General features: G+C 60.0%; 15 protein-coding genes and 1 riboswitch. Of the genes, 10 read left to right on the top strand and 5 right to left on the bottom strand.

Annotation, left to right across the window (positions count from 1 at the left end; all coding sequences use genetic code 11):
• The first annotated feature begins 17 nt into the window (after positions 1 to 17).
• Together ACOI7D_RS11405 and guaD are read left to right on the top strand one after the other, a co-directional pair.
• The gene (locus ACOI7D_RS11405) at positions 18 to 1514 is read left to right on the top strand and encodes an NCS1 family nucleobase:cation symporter-1 (RefSeq protein WP_050534083.1); all 1497 of its coding nucleotides are present in this window, start codon (positions 18 to 20) and stop codon (positions 1512 to 1514) included.
• A 101-nt stretch (positions 1515 to 1615) separates the two neighbouring features.
• The gene (guaD, locus tag ACOI7D_RS11400) at positions 1616 to 2926 is read left to right on the top strand and encodes a guanine deaminase (protein ID WP_050534082.1); all 1311 of its coding nucleotides are present in this window, start codon (positions 1616 to 1618) and stop codon (positions 2924 to 2926) included.
• Positions 2927 to 2990: 64 nt separating this feature from the next.
• Here the strand turns inward: guaD and ACOI7D_RS11395 are convergent, their stop codons facing one another.
• Both ACOI7D_RS11395 and ACOI7D_RS11390 read right to left on the bottom strand, forming a co-directional pair.
• Positions 2991 to 3932, bottom strand: a complete 942-nt coding sequence (locus tag ACOI7D_RS11395) for a hypothetical protein (RefSeq protein ID WP_109547309.1) — start codon at positions 3930 to 3932, stop codon at positions 2991 to 2993.
• An 89-nt stretch (positions 3933 to 4021) separates the two neighbouring features.
• Complete coding sequence (locus ACOI7D_RS11390) at positions 4022 to 5278, bottom strand: sensor domain-containing diguanylate cyclase (RefSeq protein WP_032428856.1); 1257 nt, start codon at positions 5276 to 5278, stop codon at positions 4022 to 4024.
• A 396-nt stretch (positions 5279 to 5674) separates the two neighbouring features.
• Here ACOI7D_RS11390 and ACOI7D_RS11385 point away from each other — a divergent pair, with 396 nt between their 5' ends.
• The 3 genes from ACOI7D_RS11385 to ACOI7D_RS11375 all read left to right on the top strand — a co-directional run bounded on the left by ACOI7D_RS11385 (position 5675) and on the right by ACOI7D_RS11375 (position 9015).
• On the top strand, positions 5675 to 6715 hold the full coding sequence (locus tag ACOI7D_RS11385; RefSeq protein WP_032429163.1) for a LacI family DNA-binding transcriptional regulator: 1041 nt from the start codon (positions 5675 to 5677) through the stop codon (positions 6713 to 6715).
• Between the two features lie 190 nt (positions 6716 to 6905).
• Complete coding sequence (locus tag ACOI7D_RS11380; RefSeq protein ID WP_109547308.1) at positions 6906 to 7829, top strand: TIM barrel protein; 924 nt, start codon at positions 6906 to 6908, stop codon at positions 7827 to 7829.
• A gap of 13 nt (positions 7830 to 7842) precedes the next feature.
• Positions 7843 to 9015: a Gfo/Idh/MocA family protein gene (locus ACOI7D_RS11375; RefSeq protein ID WP_109547307.1), complete on the top strand. Its 1173-nt coding sequence runs from the start codon at positions 7843 to 7845 to the stop codon at positions 9013 to 9015.
• Positions 9016 to 9051: 36 nt separating this feature from the next.
• Here ACOI7D_RS11375 and ACOI7D_RS11370 read toward each other — a convergent pair whose 3' ends face one another.
• The 3 genes from ACOI7D_RS11370 to ACOI7D_RS11360 all read right to left on the bottom strand — a co-directional run bounded on the left by ACOI7D_RS11370 (position 9052) and on the right by ACOI7D_RS11360 (position 12308).
• On the bottom strand, positions 9052 to 10158 hold the full coding sequence (locus ACOI7D_RS11370) for a DUF4056 domain-containing protein (protein ID WP_023289781.1): 1107 nt from the start codon (positions 10156 to 10158) through the stop codon (positions 9052 to 9054).
• Between the two features lie 65 nt (positions 10159 to 10223).
• Positions 10224 to 11168: a hypothetical protein gene (locus tag ACOI7D_RS11365; protein ID WP_109547306.1), complete on the bottom strand. Its 945-nt coding sequence runs from the start codon at positions 11166 to 11168 to the stop codon at positions 10224 to 10226.
• 18 nt (positions 11169 to 11186) lie between these two features.
• Complete coding sequence (locus tag ACOI7D_RS11360) at positions 11187 to 12308, bottom strand: BamA/TamA family outer membrane protein (protein WP_109547305.1); 1122 nt, start codon at positions 12306 to 12308, stop codon at positions 11187 to 11189.
• Positions 12309 to 12528: 220 nt separating this feature from the next.
• Positions 12529 to 12630, top strand: a riboswitch (TPP riboswitch).
• Between the two features lie 68 nt (positions 12631 to 12698).
• Here ACOI7D_RS11360 and tenA point away from each other — a divergent pair.
• From tenA to ACOI7D_RS11335, 5 genes are all read left to right on the top strand, one after another.
• A complete protein-coding gene (gene tenA / locus ACOI7D_RS11355; protein WP_109547304.1) occupies positions 12699 to 13394 on the top strand; it encodes a thiaminase II in 696 nt (231 codons plus the stop codon).
• Entirely contained in the window at positions 13391 to 14119 is a 729-nt protein-coding gene (locus ACOI7D_RS11350) for an ABC transporter ATP-binding protein (protein WP_048335802.1), read from the top strand. Before tenA ends, ACOI7D_RS11350 begins: the two co-directional genes overlap by 4 nt.
• Positions 14116 to 14856 (top strand): ABC transporter permease, encoded by a 741-nt coding sequence (locus ACOI7D_RS11345; RefSeq protein ID WP_032452953.1) that lies wholly within the window; start codon positions 14116 to 14118, stop codon positions 14854 to 14856. The genes ACOI7D_RS11350 and ACOI7D_RS11345 overlap by 4 nt, the downstream gene beginning before the upstream one ends.
• A 24-nt stretch (positions 14857 to 14880) precedes the next feature.
• Positions 14881 to 15816 carry an ABC transporter substrate-binding protein gene (locus ACOI7D_RS11340; protein ID WP_109547303.1) on the top strand — a complete coding sequence of 312 codons (936 nt, stop codon included), beginning with the start codon at positions 14881 to 14883 and terminating at the stop codon, positions 15814 to 15816.
• Between the two features lie 306 nt (positions 15817 to 16122).
• Complete coding sequence (locus tag ACOI7D_RS11335) at positions 16123 to 17508, top strand: diaminobutyrate--2-oxoglutarate transaminase (protein ID WP_072096675.1); 1386 nt, start codon at positions 16123 to 16125, stop codon at positions 17506 to 17508.
• Positions 17509 to 17513: the final 5 nt, after the last annotated feature.

Genomic DNA, 17513 nt, shown 5'->3' with positions numbered 1-17513 from the left:
TCAGAGGAGCAGGTTTCATGCCACATTCATCCCACACGCAGCAGACGAAGACTCACGAGGCGGCCGCCGGCTACAGTCCGCGGCTATGTAATGACGATCTGGCGCCCACCCGCGACCAGAACTGGAGCTGGTACAATATCTTTTCATTCTGGATGTCGGACGTGCACAGCATGGGCGGCTACGTGGTGGCGGCAAGCTTCTTTACGCTTGGGCTGGCCAGCTGGCAGGTTCTGCTCTGCCTGCTGGTGGGCATCTGTATTGTGCAGCTGTGCGCTAACCTGGTGGCGAAGCCCAGCCAGATGGCCGGGGTGCCTTACGCGGTGATCTGTCGCCAGGCGTTCGGTGTCTTCGGCGCCAATATCCCGGCGGTGATCCGCGGGCTGATCGCCTTCGCCTGGTACGGCATTCAGACCTATCTGGCGGCAAACGCCCTGATGCTGGTCCTGCTCAAGTTCTGGCCCTCCCTTGCCTCGCTGACCGGCAGCAGTTTCCTCGGGCTGTCGACGCTCGGCTGGCTGTGCTTCGCCACCATGTGGCTGCTGCAGGCGATGGTTTTCTGGCACGGCATGAACGCCATCAAGCGTTTTATCGACATCGCCGGTCCGGCGGTCTATGTGGTGATGCTGGCCCTGGCAGGCTGGATTGTATACAAGACCGGTCTCGACGGGATCTCCTTTACCCTCGCCAGTAAATCCCTGAGCGCCGGAGAGCAGACCTGGCAGATGATCACCGCCACAGCCCTGGTCGTCTCCTACTTCTCCGGGCCGCTGCTTAACTTCGGCGACTTTTCCCGCTACGGCAAAAGCATGGGCGAGATCCGCCGCGGCAACCGCTGGGGACTGCCGTTTAACTTCCTGCTGTTCTCGGTGGTCACCGTGGTGATTGTCTCCGGCACCCAGTCGTTGTTCGGCAAAATGATCACCGACCCGATTGAAACCGTCAGCCGCGTGGGCAACGATCTGGCGGTGGCCATCGGCCTGCTGACCATGATCACCGCCACCATCGGCATCAATATCGTGGCTAACTTCGTCTCGCCGGCCTTCGATTTTTCCAACTGCGCGCCGCAGAAAATCAGCTTCCGCGCCGGCGGGATGATCGCCGCGGTGGGGTCGATACTTCTGACGCCGTGGAACCTGTTTAACTCACCGGAACTGATCCACTATACCCTCGACGTGCTGGGCGCCTTTATTGGCCCGCTGTTTGGCATCCTGATCGCCGACTTCTATTTGATCAAACGCGGCCGGGTGTCGGTGGACGACCTGTTTGACGATACGCCGAAGGGTAAATACTGGTACCGCAACGGCTTTAACCCGAAAGCCATTGCCGCCCTGCTGCCGTCGGTGGGCCTGGGGCTGATTATCAGCTTTATTCCGGCCCTGCACGAAGTGGCGAACTTCAGCTGGTTTATCGGCGTCTTCCTCGGCGCGACCACCTACCGCTGGCTGGCTCGCGACGAGCGTGAAGTGGAGGCGAAAGCCGCCTTCCGCTCCGGCGCGGTGGCGCAAAAAGAGTAACCTTCCCCTTCTGCCGCGGCGACTGGCCGCGGCAGGCTGCAAACTGGCACCAATCTTGCTGTTTATCACTATTCCCTAAGCGTTAAGAGAAGGCAGGTTCGATGATGGATTACCAGACCGCGGTGCGCGGTGCATTTTTTGATATCGCCGGCGTGGCGGAGACGCCGGATGAGGTGGCCGCCCAGGCCCGCTATCTCAATGATGGCCTGTTGTTCTTGCAGGACGGGAAAATTGTTACGCTGCTGCCATGGCAGGAGGGTGAAGCCTTTCTGCATCCGCTGAAGGGCTATGTTGACCTGCGGGGTAAGCTGCTGTTGCCGGGGTTCGTCGATGCCCATGTCCACTATCCGCAGACTGAGATGATCGGCGCCTTTGGCGAACAGCTGCTGGAGTGGCTTACCACTTACACCTTCCCGGTGGAGAGCCAGTTTGCCGATGCGGAGTATGCCCAGGAGATAGCGCAGTTTTTTGTCAATCAGCTGATTAGCCATGGCACCACCACCGCGCTGGTGTTTTGTACCCTTCATCCGGCCTCGGTGGAGGCGTTGTTCAGCGAAGCGCTGCGCCTCAATATGCGCCTGATCGCCGGAAAGGTGATGATGGATCGCCATGTGCCCGACTATCTGTGCGAAACCGCCGGGGAAAGCTACGAGCAGACCCGGACGCTGATCCGCCGCTGGCATCAGCGCGGTAGGTTGGGGTATGCCATCACCCCGCGCTTTGCCCCCACCTCGACGCCGGCATTGCTGGAGGCGGTGCAGCGTCTGCGGGCCGAGTTTCCCGATACCTGGCTGCAGACGCATCTCAGTGAAAACCGGGAGGAGATCGCCTGGGTTAAACAGCTGTGGCCGGAGCATGCACGCTATCTGGATGTCTATCATCATTACCAGCTCACCGGCGAACGCAGCGTATTTGCTCACGGGATCCATCTTGATGATGCCGAGTGGCAGTGCCTGCATGACACCGGGTCCGCCGTTGCCTTCTGTCCGACCTCGAATCTGTTCCTCGGCAGCGGGCTGTTCCGCCTGCCCGCCTGCTGGCAGCACCGGGTGCGGATGGGCATCGGCAGCGACGTCGGGGCCGGGACCACCTTCAGCATGCTGCGAACGCTGGGTGAGGCCTACAAGGTAGGACAACTACAGAGCTATCGCCTGCGCGCCAGCGAGGCCTTCTATCACGCCACTCTCGGCGGGGCGCGCGCCCTGCGGCTGGAAGAGAAGATTGGCAATTTTCAGCCGGGCAAAGAGGCCGACTTTGTGGTCATTGACCCGGCGGTCACTCCGCTGCAGCGTCTGCGGATGGGCCGCTGCCATGATATTTATGAGCAGCTGTTCGTACTGATGACCCTGGGCGATGAGCGCAATATCAGCGAGACGTGGGTGAACGGCGAGCGGGTGTGGTGTCAGGATTGATCCTCGCCCTGGCCCTCTTCAAAAGGGAGAAGGCGCTGGCCGGCGGCGGCTGGGTTAATGGCATTCAAAAACTCATCGCCAGGCCGACGCCATAGCCCGTGGTGTTATTGCCGAACATATAGCGCGCCACCAGCCGGGTGCGGGTGATAAAGACCGGGTATTTACTGCTGTCCAGTTCGAGACCAATCCCCAGGGAGGTCAAACCGGTAAAACCCAGCGCCCCTCGCTGGTCGCCGATAAATTCAGTATGCGCGCCCTCCAGCACGTAGCGCAGCGGGTTGCCCAGCAGCGTCCAGTCAGCGATCGGCGCGCGGCGGCGCAGATACAGACCGAGATTCTCCGCGCTGGCTTCGCCCTGCACCACCTCGGCGCTGTTGCCGAAACTTTGCAGATGCATATAGGAGTAACGCAGTTCGGCATCAATATCCTGGGTGGCGGAGAAGCGTTCATAATCCAGCATCAGCGCCCCGCCCAGCCCCCAGGCGTTGAAGCGTCCGCCGTCAAGAAACTGCAGATCGGCGTTGGTTTTTCGCTCTATGACCCAGCGGCCAAGGCGTACATCGCTGGCCAGGGTGCCGAGCATCACATTGACGATCGGCCGCAACACCAGGTTACCTCCGAGGCTGTCCCGATGCAGCGAAAAATCCCAGCCGACGCCGCCGGTGGTGGTCAGACTGTTCCATTTGGTCGGCACATTCCGCGTCTGTTGGCCATTGCTGACGACGAATCGCGGGTCGTAACGGCTGTAGCCCATTGTGCCTTCGAGGTAAAGAGGAAACGACTCGCTCAGGGTCGCTCCGCCGCCAAACTGGGTGATGGTCAGGTTGTGTTTATCGTTGCTCCCGGAACCGATGTTGAGATCGCTGGCGGTCACGTCGGGAACCACGGTATAGCTCATCAAGGTCAATACCGCATCGGCACGTTGTTTAATCGCGTGCCCGTCCGCCGCCAGCGTCGTCGGCGCAGAAAGAGAGACTACCGACAGCAGAACGAGAAGACGCACCATACGTTGTTTGCCACCTCAAACACAGGCTAATCTTATTACCACCCGTTACAGCAGGCTGGCTCATCCTCAGTATAGTCGGCGAGCGCGAATCAGGCTGCGCCACCGCTATTGCGCAACAGTTCCGCACTGTCAAAAGGCATGCGCGTTACCCGGTTGCGCCCGTCATTTTTCGCCGCATACAGCGCTTTATCGACGCGGTAAAACAGCTGATCAATCGCTTCGCCATCATGATGCTCGGCGACGCCGATGCTGACGGTGACCGACAGCGTCTGATATTCGCTGACCGCCTGGCGGATCGCCTCCGCCACCATCAGCGCGCGGGCGATCGGCGAATGGGGCAAAAAGAGCAGAAACTCCTCGCCTCCCCAGCGATATATCTTATCTTCACGGTCCACCGAGGTTTCCAGAATGCGGGAGATCACCAGCAGAACTTCATCGCCTTTTTGATGACCGTGAATATCATTAATACTCTTGAAATGATCGATATCGATTAACAACAGACAAAAACCATGGGCGATAAACGACGGCGCGTCGACGAGCCGGTAAAATTCGCGGCGATTTAACAGTCCGGTTAAGGGATCGTGGGCGGCGGAAAATTCCAGCTCTTTTTTCAGATGCACTTCTTCGGTGATATCGTGAATGATGCATAACATCAGCCGGATATTATACAGCACCACCGGCCCGGCATAGGTTTGAACATGGCGCAGCGAACCGTCAGCCAGAATATGAGTAAAATTAAGCGGCTTATGCCCGCCGGGCATATTGGCAATGTTATTCATAATGGGGATCACATCCCGGCCCAGGGTATTAATTTGCCAGGTATGTTTATTGCGCATTTCCTCATCGGAATAATGATAAAAGCGCAGCGCGGCAATATTGGCATCGACAATCCGGCCCTCTTTTTGAGGATCGATCAACAGCATCGGCGCGGTATTGGTCATAAAAAAGCGGGCAAAAAAGCCATTGTTCCGCCGCTGGTAGCGGCGAGAGCCGGTATGAATCGACTGATTTTGCGCGAGCAGCTTCACCGCTTCGAATAACAGTAAGGTGCCGCTGTCCTCGGTCTCCACCAGGGTGGTTTTACAATATACCGACTGCAACCCTTTGGCGGTCTGCAGCGTCCAGACTTCAAATATCTCAGTCATGGCGTCGAGATAGCGCAAATAATGCTGCAGCTGCGTTTCCGGGCAGGTGGAATAGATACCGTTGCGCATCTCATTCAGCGACATATCGCCGCTCAGCGTCCGGGAAGCCTGATTGGCATAGACCACACACTCTGTAAAAGGATGGACTACCCAGATAGGGGTGCTTAATACATCAAAAACAGCCAGTTCTTTTAATAACATACAGGCCCCAAACCGACCCACTCCCGGCGCGGAACGGCACATCATTCAGTGCAGCCCTGACGCTGGCATAAAGTGATAGCAAAAATAATCGAGTAACCGTCATTACGCGCGTGCGCGGCAAGTATAGTCGGTTCCTGGCCCAGCGACGCCCACCCGGAGCGACTTTGCGCACGGTTTAACCGACAGAGGAGACACTGCCTTTATTATTAATTTTATTTCAATAGCATAGCAGCAATGCCAGAACGGGTAGTCGCTTTTGATCACAGACTGTGTATACCCGTCACACTTTACCATGCAGGGGCGCAGGCTTATGCCGTGGCACGCAGATGGCCGTTGTTCTGCTCAGCGTTACCATGATAGTTTCTATCATAACGCTCATTTTCAATGGTCATCACAGTGAAAAAATCCGCCAGCAAAATCACGCTTACCGACATTGCGCGCGAAGCCAACGTCGGCGTGGCCACCGTCGACCGGGTACTCAACAAACGCGCGGCGGTGAAAGAATCTACCGCGTACCGCGTGCTGGAGGCCGCCCGGCGGCTGGGGTTTACGCTCGAACAGCCGCACTATCGCCTGGCCGCCGGCAAAGCGCCGGTTACCGTCAGGATGGGCTTTATTCTGCTGCAGGAGACCCACTCCTTCTACCTGCCGCTGGCGAGGGCGCTCGCAAGAGAGGCCGCGCCGTGGCTGCCGGCGGGCGAGACGCCGACGATCCTGCATTTTGCCATTGATGCGGTGGAAGCGATGGCCCAGGCCATTCACCGGCTCAGCGATGAGGTGGAGGTGCTCGGCCTGGTGGCGCTGGATCACCCGCTGATTCGCCATGCGGTGGGCCGGGCCGCCGCCCGCGGCGTTCGCGTATTCACCCTGCTTTCGGATCTGTCGGTTCCCCAGCGCAGCGGCTATATCGGCCTTGATAACCAAAAAGCCGGGCGCACCGCCGCCTGGTTTATCGACCGTTTATGCCGTGGCGAAGGCGAAATAGCCATTATCATTGGCGATAATCGTTTTACCTGTCAGGAAAGCTGTGAGATCAGCTTCCGCTCCTGTCTGCGCGAGCAGGGTAAAGGGCAGCAGATCCTTGAGCCGGTTCGCAGCCATGAACGGGCGGATGTCGCCAGAAGCGTAACGGAACAGCTGCTCAGCCAGTACCCGGCCCTGCAGGCGATCTATGCTCCCTGCGGCGGCATTGAAGGGATTGTCGGGGCGCTGCGCGACAGCGGCCGCCAGCAGGCCGTCACCCTGGTCTGCCATGGCCCGCTAAGCGACAGTGAACTGGCGCTGATCGATGGCACCATCGATGTCATTCTCAACCACCGGCTGGATGACTTTGCCGCCGCCACCCTGCGCGCCATGACGGAAGCCGTTTCGCGGCCGCCCAGCGAAGTGATTTCGCACCCTCAGCCTTTCGATATCATCACCAAAGAAAATATGTAAACGCCCGCCCCGTCGCCGACGGGGCGGCCTCACGCCTGGACCACGTCTGGACTCATTTTGATAAATAACTATCAAAAACAACCTCAATACAAATCATGACGGCCATCATAAAATTATCATTCCAACATTGTTGGCTATGAAATTTTCATTCAATACTCAGCGGCATCCCCTGTGATAAAAGGAAGCCGACATGACCTATCCTATCGCCAACGCCCCCTGCAGCTGGGGCGTGGATGACCTGAAAAACCCTGACCTTCCCGCCTGGACTACCGTGCTGAAGGAGGCGGCGCAGGCCGGCTATCGCAGCATCGAGCTCGGCCCGTGGGGCTACCTGCCCACCGACCCGAGCAGCCTGCGCGCGGCGCTGGAAAAGCATCAGCTGTCGCTGGTCGCCGGGACGATCTTTGACGATCTGGTGAGCGAAGACCATTATCCCACTCTGGAGGCGCTGACCCATCAAATCTGCCGCAATCTGTCGCAGGTTCCGGCCGCCGCCCCCATCCCGGGGCACCCTTTCCAGCCGCCCTATCTGGTGATTATCGACTTCGGCAACCCCGAGCGGGCGCGCTTTGCCGGACGCAGCGCGCTGGCTCCGCGCCTCAATGACGCAGACTGGCAGCGGATGATGGCGCATATTACCGCCCTCAGCACCCTCGCCTGGCGGGAGTACGGCGTGCGGGCGGTTATCCATCCCCACGCCGGGGGCTGCATCGAATTTGCCGATGAAATCGAGCGGCTGGCCAACGCTATCCCGCACGACGTGGCAGGGTTGTGTCTGGATACCGGGCATCTCTACTACGCCGGAATGGATCCGCTCACCTGGCTGGATCGCTATTACGCGCGGCTCGACTACCTGCACTTCAAGGATGTGGATCCGCAGGTTTACCAGCGCGCCATCGCCGAAGGCATCGACTTTTTCACCGCCTGCGCCGAAGGGGTGATGTGCCCGCTCGGCAGCGGCGCCATTGACTACCCGGCCATTAACGATTTTCTTGCCCGCCGCGGCTATCAGGGCTGGATAACCATTGAACAAGAGCGTGATCCGCGCCATGCCGCAGGCAGCCTGCAGGCGGTCACGGAGAGCCTGCGCTATCTGCGCGGCGTTGGATTCTGACAGGAGACACCCCATGATTAACGGTTTAAAACCTCTCGACCGCACCCTGCGCTGGGGCATGGTCGGCGGCGGTGGCAGCAGCCAGATCGGCTATATTCACCGCTCTGCCGCCCTGCGCGATAACACCTTTGCGCTGCTGGCCGGCGCCTTTGATATTGATGCCGATCGCGGGCGCCAGTTCGGCCAACAGCTGGGGGTGGATCCCGCACGCTGTTACGCCGATTACCAGAGTCTGTTTCGCGGCGAGGCTGCCCGCCCGGACGGTATTCAGGCCGTATCGATTGCCACGCCGAATAACACCCACTATGCCATCTGTCGGGCGGCGCTGGAGGCCGGGCTGCACGTGGTGTGTGAAAAGCCGCTGTGCTTCAGCAGCGAAGAGGCGGACGAACTGGTGGCCCTCAGCCAGCGGCAGCATAAGATCATCGGCGTGACCTACGGCTATGCCGGCCATCAGATGATCCTGCAGGCCCGGCAGATGATCGCCGACGGACTGCTGGGCGACATCCGTATCGTCAATATGCAGTTTGCTCATGGCTTCCACGCCCAGCCGGTGGAGCAGGAAAACGCCAGTACCCGCTGGCGGGTCGATCCCCGCTTCGTCGGCCCCAGCTATGTGCTGGGGGATCTTGCCACTCACCCGCTGTTTCTGGTCGAAACCATGGCCCCGCAGTTGAAGATCGCCCGGCTGATGTGCGCCAGACAAAGCTTCGTCAAAAGCCGCGCCCCGCTGGAAGATAACGCGCATGTGCTGATGGAGTATGACAACGGCGCCGTCGGCTCGCTGTGGAGCTCCGCCGTTAACTGCGGCTCCATGCACGGGCAAAAGGTGCGCATCGTGGGGGAAAAAGCCAGTCTTGAATGGTGGGATGAACAGCCAAACCAGCTGCGCTACGAGGTGCAGGGCGAACCGGCGCGCGTTCTGGAGCGCGGCATGGGCTATCTTGATCCGCTGGCGCGCCAGGACGATCGCATCGGCGGTGGCCACCCGGAGGGGCTGTTCGACGCCTGGTCGAATCTCTATCGCCGCTTCGCCATCGCCATGGACGCCGCTGACCGGCGTGACGAGGCGCTGTTGGCGGACTTCTGGTATCCGGACGCTCGCGCCGGGGCGTTCGGCGTCCGCTGGGTGGAAAACTGCGTACGCTCTGCCGACAACGGCGCCTGTTGGGTCAACTTCCGCTAATTCGCCGGCTCAGAGCCACGCCCTGAGCCTTTCACGCTACTTCTCAATGCGCGCCAGCTGGGTTTTATCGGCCTCGCGGGCGCGATCGGCCAGCCCCTGAAACGCGGCAGCGCCATAGTATTGCTCAGGAACCGGCAGCGCCTGCATATCGTGCCCCGGGTAGATCTGCAGCTCGCCGAGGTCGCGCAAGCGGAATCCCCCCACCTGCGCCGGCATGGTCAGGCGATATGGCGGCATGGTTTCGAAAGGGACCGGCGTCGGCAGCCGGTTTTCCTGTAGATCGTAATTACGCTTCAGCACCAGAAACTTATCCGGCACCCGGCGGCGACTGTTCCACCAGTCGCCATCGATCCGCTGGAACATCGCTTCCGTCTCCCCTCGCGTGGCCACCATCAGCCGGGTCAGCGCCTTTTTCAGCGCCGCCTCCATGGCCCGGTTATACGCTTCCACTGACCCGCCGTGGCCGCTAAGGATGACGTTAATCGCCAGCCTGGCGCCCAGTAAGTTGGAGTAGAGATCCTCCGGCGAAAACGCGGAGATCTCCTCTGAAAACCCGGGCACTGACTGGAAGCCATACCACTGGGCGATCTCATGCCACTGGGCGATTTCGAAGGCCAGATGCCCGGCGAGCCAGGCCGCCAGCTGATAGCGCTGCCTGACCCCCGCCGGCGGCGTAAAGGCATTGAGCTGAACGCGGCGCACGCCAAGTTCTTCGCTGTAGAATATGCGCCCCGCCTGGCCCAGCGTCGGCGAAATGCGATTGAACAGATAAAAGGTGTAATCCGCCGTGTCGCGCACATGGGCAATATCGATAAACCCGCCGCGACGGGTATAGATAAGCCCGTTCTGCTCCTCGCTCAGCCCCAGCAGATTTTTCACCGCGCCGAGCGCGCTGTCGTTGTAATGGTGCTTGCCCAGGGTATCCAGGGTCAGCACGTTACCAATCTGATACACCGGGATCGGAATGCCCACCGCCCGCACGTGCAGGTCGTAGCCAAAGGCGCAGCATGGCCGCAGCGATTCCGGCGGCGACAGCTCGCCCAGGGTGGGCGCAGGATGGATCGCCGTCACGGCGGGCAACACCGGGTCCTGCGCCAGCGCCGGCAGCGCCAGCGCGAATAACAGCCATAAGGCTTTACGCATCAACAGCCTCTCCACAGCAACAAAAGAGCGCGCATCTTACCGGCAGACGGCGCCTGCAGTTTTAGTTAAAAACGGTATTCACCGGAGACAAAGAAGCTGTTGCGGTCGTTAAAACCGAATTCAGTCAGCACGTTAAAGTTTTTGGTGACCTCATACTGGGCGCCAATCAGCATATTCCACGGCGAGGTCAGCTTCTGCTTAACGTCGAATTTGCCCTCGCCGTCTTTATTGACCGCGGCAATAAGGGGCTGCAGCTCTGGCGGCATGTGCAGGTCGGCGAGATCGCCCTTAAACTCCTGCTGCACGTCCTGATACATGCTGCCGACCCACAGGCTGAGATGGGACGGCCCGTCGATCCCCTGAAAACTGAACCGATAGCCGACGCGCGGCGAAACGGTGACCGCCGAAATGCTGCCGTCGAGGATATCGAAGTCGGTGCGGGTATAGTTAGTATCCACTAACCCAAACCAGTTGCCGTAGCCGCCGGCGAGCGTAAAGCCGGCCCCCCAGGTGGTCCCTTTAAAATCAAGGGTAAAATCAATATCCTGCAACTTCCCGCTCTGATAAAGCTGGTGAACCGCGCCGGCGATGGCCCGATCCAGGCCGCGAAACTGCGACGGGTCTGAATCCACTGATACCTGGGAGACGGACGACCCGCGGGTATGCCCCACCAGTCCGTATACGTTGAGGAACGGAAAGACCCACATATCCAGGCGCAGGTTTTCGGTTTTGCTTTTCTCGCGGGTGTGTCCGGCATCGATGGCGAACATATCGCTGGGAATGGGATGATTGCCGAGCTTAAGCCCGGAAAAGGTAATACTTTCGACCATGATATCCTGGCGGATATTCATATAGCTCAGGTTGACGCCGTAGGGTAACGGAATGGAATATCCTCTGGCGCGAGCCTCATCGCCCCAGATCGGAAAATAGCTGTCGCTCTCGTCCGGCTCCGCAGCCGACGTGCCCCAGGCTGCTAACAGTAGCGTTAACACCGCGCCGGATGTTCTCATTTTTGTTCTCATGTGTAGTTATAAACCCGAACCGACATTGAAATAGACCGCCTGCTCATGCTCGCTGAACGCCACGTCAATCCCGGTACGCAAACCGTACTGTCGCGCGATCAGGTAACGAAAACCGGCCCCCCATGCTACCTCTGACTGTTCCCATAGCGTCTCCGCCGCGTCAGCGGCGCTCCCGGCGCCAACGAATCCCTGCAGGATCCAGCGCGGAGTGACGGCCCAGGCCAGCTGGGTTTGCGCCGTGGCCACGTAGTCGCCCTGATAGCGGTAGCGCGAAATCCCACGCAGCGCGATGTAAGGACGCGCCATCGGCATCAGGTGCTTATCATGGTGGGTTAAGGACTGATAATTGCCCGCGATCGCCAGGGTCAGCGTCTGGCTGAGCGGAATAAACACCTTCCCGTCCAGCGAAAACGTGTTGTAGTGATAATCGCCCCCGAGCAGCGAACGGAAAAACCGATATTCGCCCTTCAGCGCTAACCCACTCTGAGGATAGAAAATATTATCGGTAGTGTCATATTCCGCCACCACCCCCAGCGCCGAAGAGGTGCTGTTTTGCCCGAGCACCTGCTGCCAGACCCGGTTGACCCGCGGATTATCGAAAGCGACATCCGCCCGGGCATACACCTGGGAGGCCCCGAGGAACACCGGCGTATCGCCCACGCGAAACAGCAGCTTTTGCAGCGCGGCGACCCCTTTGGTCTGCGTCTGCACCGGTTTAGCATGGCTGAAACCGCCGGTATCGCCGGAATAGATATCCAGATTGACGTTAGCGTAGCCGGCTCCCGCCAGGTAACGAATGCGATCATGCCGCCAGGTGTGACGATGGCCGCCGCCAATAAACCAGGTGCCATTCTGCGTGACGGCCCCGCCGAAAGCGGTGAGCGGCGGAGGAATAAACTGCCCGCCCTCCCGGCTGCCTTTACCGTGTAAAAACAGGCCAAACAGTCCGCCGCCATAGCCGATCGCCGGCTCGGTTATCGCCAGCGGCACCGGCAGAAAACCGTAACGGTTTTCCGCCAGATATTGACTCATGTCGAGCATGCTATCTTCCGCATCGAAGAGATCGGCGGCATCGCCAGGCGGGCACAACAAGAACAGAAGCGCCAGCGCGGACAGCGGGAATTTCATGCTCACTCCAGGGCGTTGGGGCGCGCACGACACGCGTGGCGAACAGGATTATTACAACGGAATAATGAAAATATAACGTAACCGGAGAACCCTCACCAACGCGCAGCGGCCTGTTTTTCGGGTATTTTTGTACAAAAAAGAGCTGGCCGTCACAGAAAAACGCCTTCGCGCCGTCGGACGGCGCGATGATTGTATTCATAAGGTGAATGTCGTATAACATAGCGCTACCGAGGGGTGTCCCGTGAGGGCTGAGATGGCGCAAGCCGAACCCTTTGAACCTGATCTGGGTCATGCCAGCGAAGGGACGGGTCGGCAATTTTGCCAGCATTACCGCCATTGCCTGTTCACACCCCTGCACGCCCGGATCTCCCCTGCATAAATGGAGGTCCTGTGATTGTTCCCGCGTTTAGCCAAGGTCTTTATGGCCGTTTACGCCAGCTGGCCGCCGCTGACTGGCAGCACTATGTGGCGCACCCTTTCGTCCAGCAGCTTGCCGAAGGCACCCTGGCGAAAAGCGCGTTCCGTCGCTATCTGACCCAGGATTATCTGTTTCTGATCCATTTCGCCCGCAGCTACGCGCTGCTGGTGAGTAAACTGCGCACGCTGCCGGAGATGCGCGCCGCGGCCGCCTCCATGAACGCCATCCTTAACGAAGTGCCGCTGCATGTCGGCTACTGCGCCCAATGGGGCATTAGCGAATCGGAGATGGCCGACCAGCCCGAAGCGCCAGAAACCATCAATTATACCCGCTACGTGCTGGATATCGGTCATTCAGGCGACGCGCTGGATCTGCTGGTCGCCCTGATGCCCTGCGTGGCGGGTTACGCCGAAATCGGTCTGGGCCTGCTGCATCACCCCGCCACCCGCCTGGAGGATAATCCTTACGCCTCGTGGATCCGTAACTATGGCGATGAAGGCTATCTGCAGGGCGTCAGCGCCGCGCTGGCGCTGCTGGAGACCGTGTGGCAACAGCGCGGAAGCGAGGCCCGCCTCGCCGGGCTGAGCGACATCTTCACCACCGCCACCCGCCTGGAGGCGCAGTTCTGGCAGATGGGGCTCAACGCCGCGGCGGAGTCCCCGGCGTGACGGCGCCAGGTATCGAGGTCCGTAAGCTGAGCCTCCATTTCGGCGACCGCCGCCTGTTCGATAACCTGTCGCTGACGGTCCCCGGCGGCCAGTGGGTGTCGCTGCTCGGCGCCAGCGGGGCCGGTAAAACCAGCCTGCTGCGGGTCATGGCCGGCCTGGCCCCCGCCACCCGCGGGGAAGTGGTCGCCAGCGACGGAAAGCCGATACCCGGCCGCCTGGCGTGGATGGGGCAGAAAGACCTGCTTTACCCCTGGCTGAGCGTTCGGGAGAACGTCGCCCTCGGCGCGCGGCTGCGCGGTGAGAAAGTGGATCACGCCCGGGTCGCCACCCTGCTTGAACAGGTGGGGCTCGCCTCCAGCGCCGACGCCCGGCCGGCGACGCTCTCCGGCGGGATGCGTCAGCGCGCCGCGCTGGCCCGCACCCTGTATGAGGACCGGCCCATCGTGCTGATGGATGAGCCCTTCTCGGCGCTGGACACCCTCACCCGCACGCGCATTCAGACGCTCGCGGCCACTCTGCTGGCGGGGCGCACGGTGGTGCTGATCACCCACGATCCGCTGGAAGCCTGCCGGCTGAGCCACCGTCTGCTGGTCCTCTCGGCCGCCGACGGGGAGATCGACGACAGCCATCACCTCACCGGCGCGCCTCCGCGCGCGCCGGATGCGCCCGAGCTGTTGAACGCCCAGGCGGCGCTGCTGCAGCAGCTGATGAGGGCCCACTCATGACTGGACGTCTCTGGCGCGGCGGCATGGTGTTCTGCGGACTGATGCTTCTCTGGGGGCTGGCCAGCCGCAGCGGCATTCCGCACTTTCTTTTACCCTCCCCGGCGGCGGTCGCCGAGGCGCTGTGGGTCAATCGCGCCTATCTCGGCTGGCACACGCTGATTACCCTGAGCGAGATCCTCAGCGGCCTGGCGCTAGGGGTGGCGCTCGGCGTCACGCTGGCGCTGGGCATGATCCTCTCCCCGCGCCTGCAGCGCTGGCTGATGCCGCTGGTGCTCACCAGCCAGGCGATCCCGGTCTTTGCCCTCGCCCCGCTGCTGGTGCTGTGGCTGGGGTTTGGCATGAGCGCCAAAGTGGCGATGGCGGTGCTGGTGATTTTCTTTCCCGTCACGTCCGCCTTCTTTGACGGCTTGCGACGGGTCAACCACGAGTATCTCGATCTGGCGCGCAGCATGAACGCCTCCTTCGGCGCTCAGTTGCGGCATGTCCGCCTGATGGCCGCCCTGCCGGCGCTGGGCTCGGGCCTGCGCATGGCGGCGGCGGTGGCTCCCATCGGCGCCATTATCGGCGAATGGGTCGGCTCCGCCGAGGGGCTGGGCTACGTCATGCTCAATGCCAACGCGCGGCTGCAAACCGATATCTGCTTCGCCGCGCTGTTTATTTTAGTGCTGCTGACCCTCTTCCTGTGGCTGGCGGTAGACACCCTGCTGCACCGGCTGATCGACTGGTCGCCGGAATAATCATGAAGTAATAAAGGAAAACAGATGAAAACGTCGCTTTTCGCCGGAGCAACCCTGACGGCGCTGCTCAGCGGTCACGCGCTGGCCAATGAACCGCTCACCCTGGTGCTGGACTGGTATATTAACCCCGACCATGCGCCGATTATGGTGGCCGAGCAGATCGGCGCCTTTAAGGCCCAGGGTCTGGACGTCAAGATTGTCCCCCCGTCGGATCCGGCGCTGCCGCCCCGCATGGTGGCCGCCCGTCAGGCGGACCTGGGCATCACCTACCAGCCGCAGGTGCACTTCTTCGCTGACGAAGGGTTACCGCTGGTGCGCGTGGGCACCCTGATCGGCTCGCCGCTGAACACGGTGATCGCCCTGGATAAGCAGATCAAAACCCCGGCGGATCTGCAAGGCAAGAAGGTGGGGTACTCGCTCAGCGGCATTGAGCAGGCCACCCTGTCGACCATGGCGCAGCATGCGGGGATCGATCCGGCCAGTATCAAGCTGGTCAACGTCAATTTCCAGCTGACCAGCGCTCTGCTGGCGGGCCAGGTGGACGCGGTCATCGGCGGTTATCGTAATATAGAAGCGCAGGAGCTGAAGCTGCAGGGCAAAGCCCCGGTGGTGATGAACGTTGAGGATTATGGCGTACCGGCCTATGACGAGCTGGTGATTGTCGCCCACCGCGACGCGATTCATGAGGCGAAAATCCGTAAATTCCTCACCGCCCTGCAGGCCGGGGTCAGCTACCTGCGCGCGCATCCGCAGGAGAGCTGGGAGGCGTTCGCCGCCGCGCATCCGGAGCTGAAGACCGAGCTTAACCATCAGGCGTGGCTGCAAACCGTGCCCCTGTTCGCCGCCGATCCGGCGGCGCTGGATAAAGTGCGCTACGACACTTACGAACAGTTTTTATATAACAATAAGTTGGTGAAAAAAGTTACACCTTTAACAAATTATGCGGTTGAGCTGCATTGACTCTTGCTATCGCTGACGGAAGGCTTTCCGTCAGCGCTTTAACGCAGCGGCAATAAAAATATAGAGACTTTCTCACTAATAATTACACTTTAAAGGGTTATCGTTACCCTAGGTTGTTTTATTATAATTCAGCAGGTTACGTTAATTTTTACCCCAGTAAGAATAACGTCAAAATAACGCAATCAATAAAACGTTGAATGCGGATTTAAAAAGCCATATATTGTGCGCGCTTTATGAATGCCAATTCAATTCCTTACACCAATTATTCAACCAGCGTTCAACCGCAATGCTGGTTGTGGGAGTGATATGATGACGGATAAAGTCCGTATTGATACTTTACGTGCCGATTTATTAGACGCAAACAACGAAACCTTTTTGGCCCGTCAGGCCGAATTCGAATCGAATGTCAGGAGTTACCCGCGTAAGTTACCGCTGGCTATCACTAAAGCTGAAGGCGTGTGGCTGACGGATGCGGATAACAAACAGTACCTGGACTGCCTCGCCGGCGCCGGTACTCTCGCTCTGGGCCACAACCACCCTGATGTATTGCAGAGCATCCAAAGTGTCATTACCAGCGGCTTGCCGTTACATACTCTCGATCTGACTACCCCGTTAAAAGATCGTTTCTCCGAATACCTGCTCTCTTGCCTGCCGGGCGAAGGGAAAGAGTATTGCCTGCAGTTCACCGGTCCTTCCGGCGCTGACGCCGTGGAAGCGGCGCTGAAGCTGGCGAAAAAATACACCGGTCGTACGTCGGTGATCAGCTTCTCCGGCGGCTATCACGGGATGACCCACGGCGCGCTGTCGGTCACCGGCAACCTGTCGCCGAAAGCGGCGGTCAACGGCATGATGCCGGAAGTGCAGTTTATGCCTTACCCGCACCTGTACCGCTGCCCGCTGGGCATCGGCGGCGAAGCCGGCGTCAAAGCGCTGACCTACTACTTCGAAAACCTGATCAACGACGTGGAGAGCGGCGTCCGTAAACCGGCGGCCGTGATCCTCGAAGCCGTTCAGGGCGAAGGCGGCGTGAACCCGGCGCCGGTCGAGTGGCTGCAGCGCATCCGCAAAGTGACCGAAGAGCACGGCATTCTGCTGATCGTCGATGAAGTGCAGGCCGGCTTTGCCCGTACCGGTAAATTCTTCGCCTTCGAACACGCCGGTATTCAGCCGGACATCATCGTGATGTCGAAAGCGGTTGGCGGCGGTCTGCCGCTGGCGGTGCTGGGCATTAAAAAGCAGTTCGACGCCTGGGAACCGGGTCACCACACCGGCACCTTCCGCGGCAACCAGCTGGCGATGGCTACCGGCCTGACCACCCTGCGTCACCTGCGCGACAACAACATTGCCGACAAAGTCGCCGCCCAGGGCGAGTGGCTGAAAGGCAAACTGGCGGAGCTGCAGAAGCGCTACCCGGTCATTGGCCACGTTCGCGGTCTCGGTCTGATGATCGGTATCGAAATCGTCAAGCCGAACGACGCGCAGGATCACATGGGCTGCTACCCGGCTGACGGCGAACTCTCTGCCCTGCTGCAGAAGAAATGCTTCGAAGCGGGCCTGATTCTGGAGCGCGGTGGCCGTCACGGCTGCGTGCTGCGCCTGCTGCCGTCCCTGCTGATCAGCGACGCGGAACTGAATGTGTTCCTCGACAAATTTGAACAGGCCCTGCTGGCCGCCGGTGTGAAACCGGTCTGAGTGGA

The organism is Klebsiella sp. C360, assembly GCF_048822415.1.
GTDB classification, from domain to species: Bacteria; Pseudomonadota; Gammaproteobacteria; order Enterobacterales; family Enterobacteriaceae; genus Klebsiella; species Klebsiella quasipneumoniae.
The sequence above is the reverse complement of the archived record's forward strand: the minus strand, read 5'-3'. Positions and strand labels throughout refer to the sequence as shown.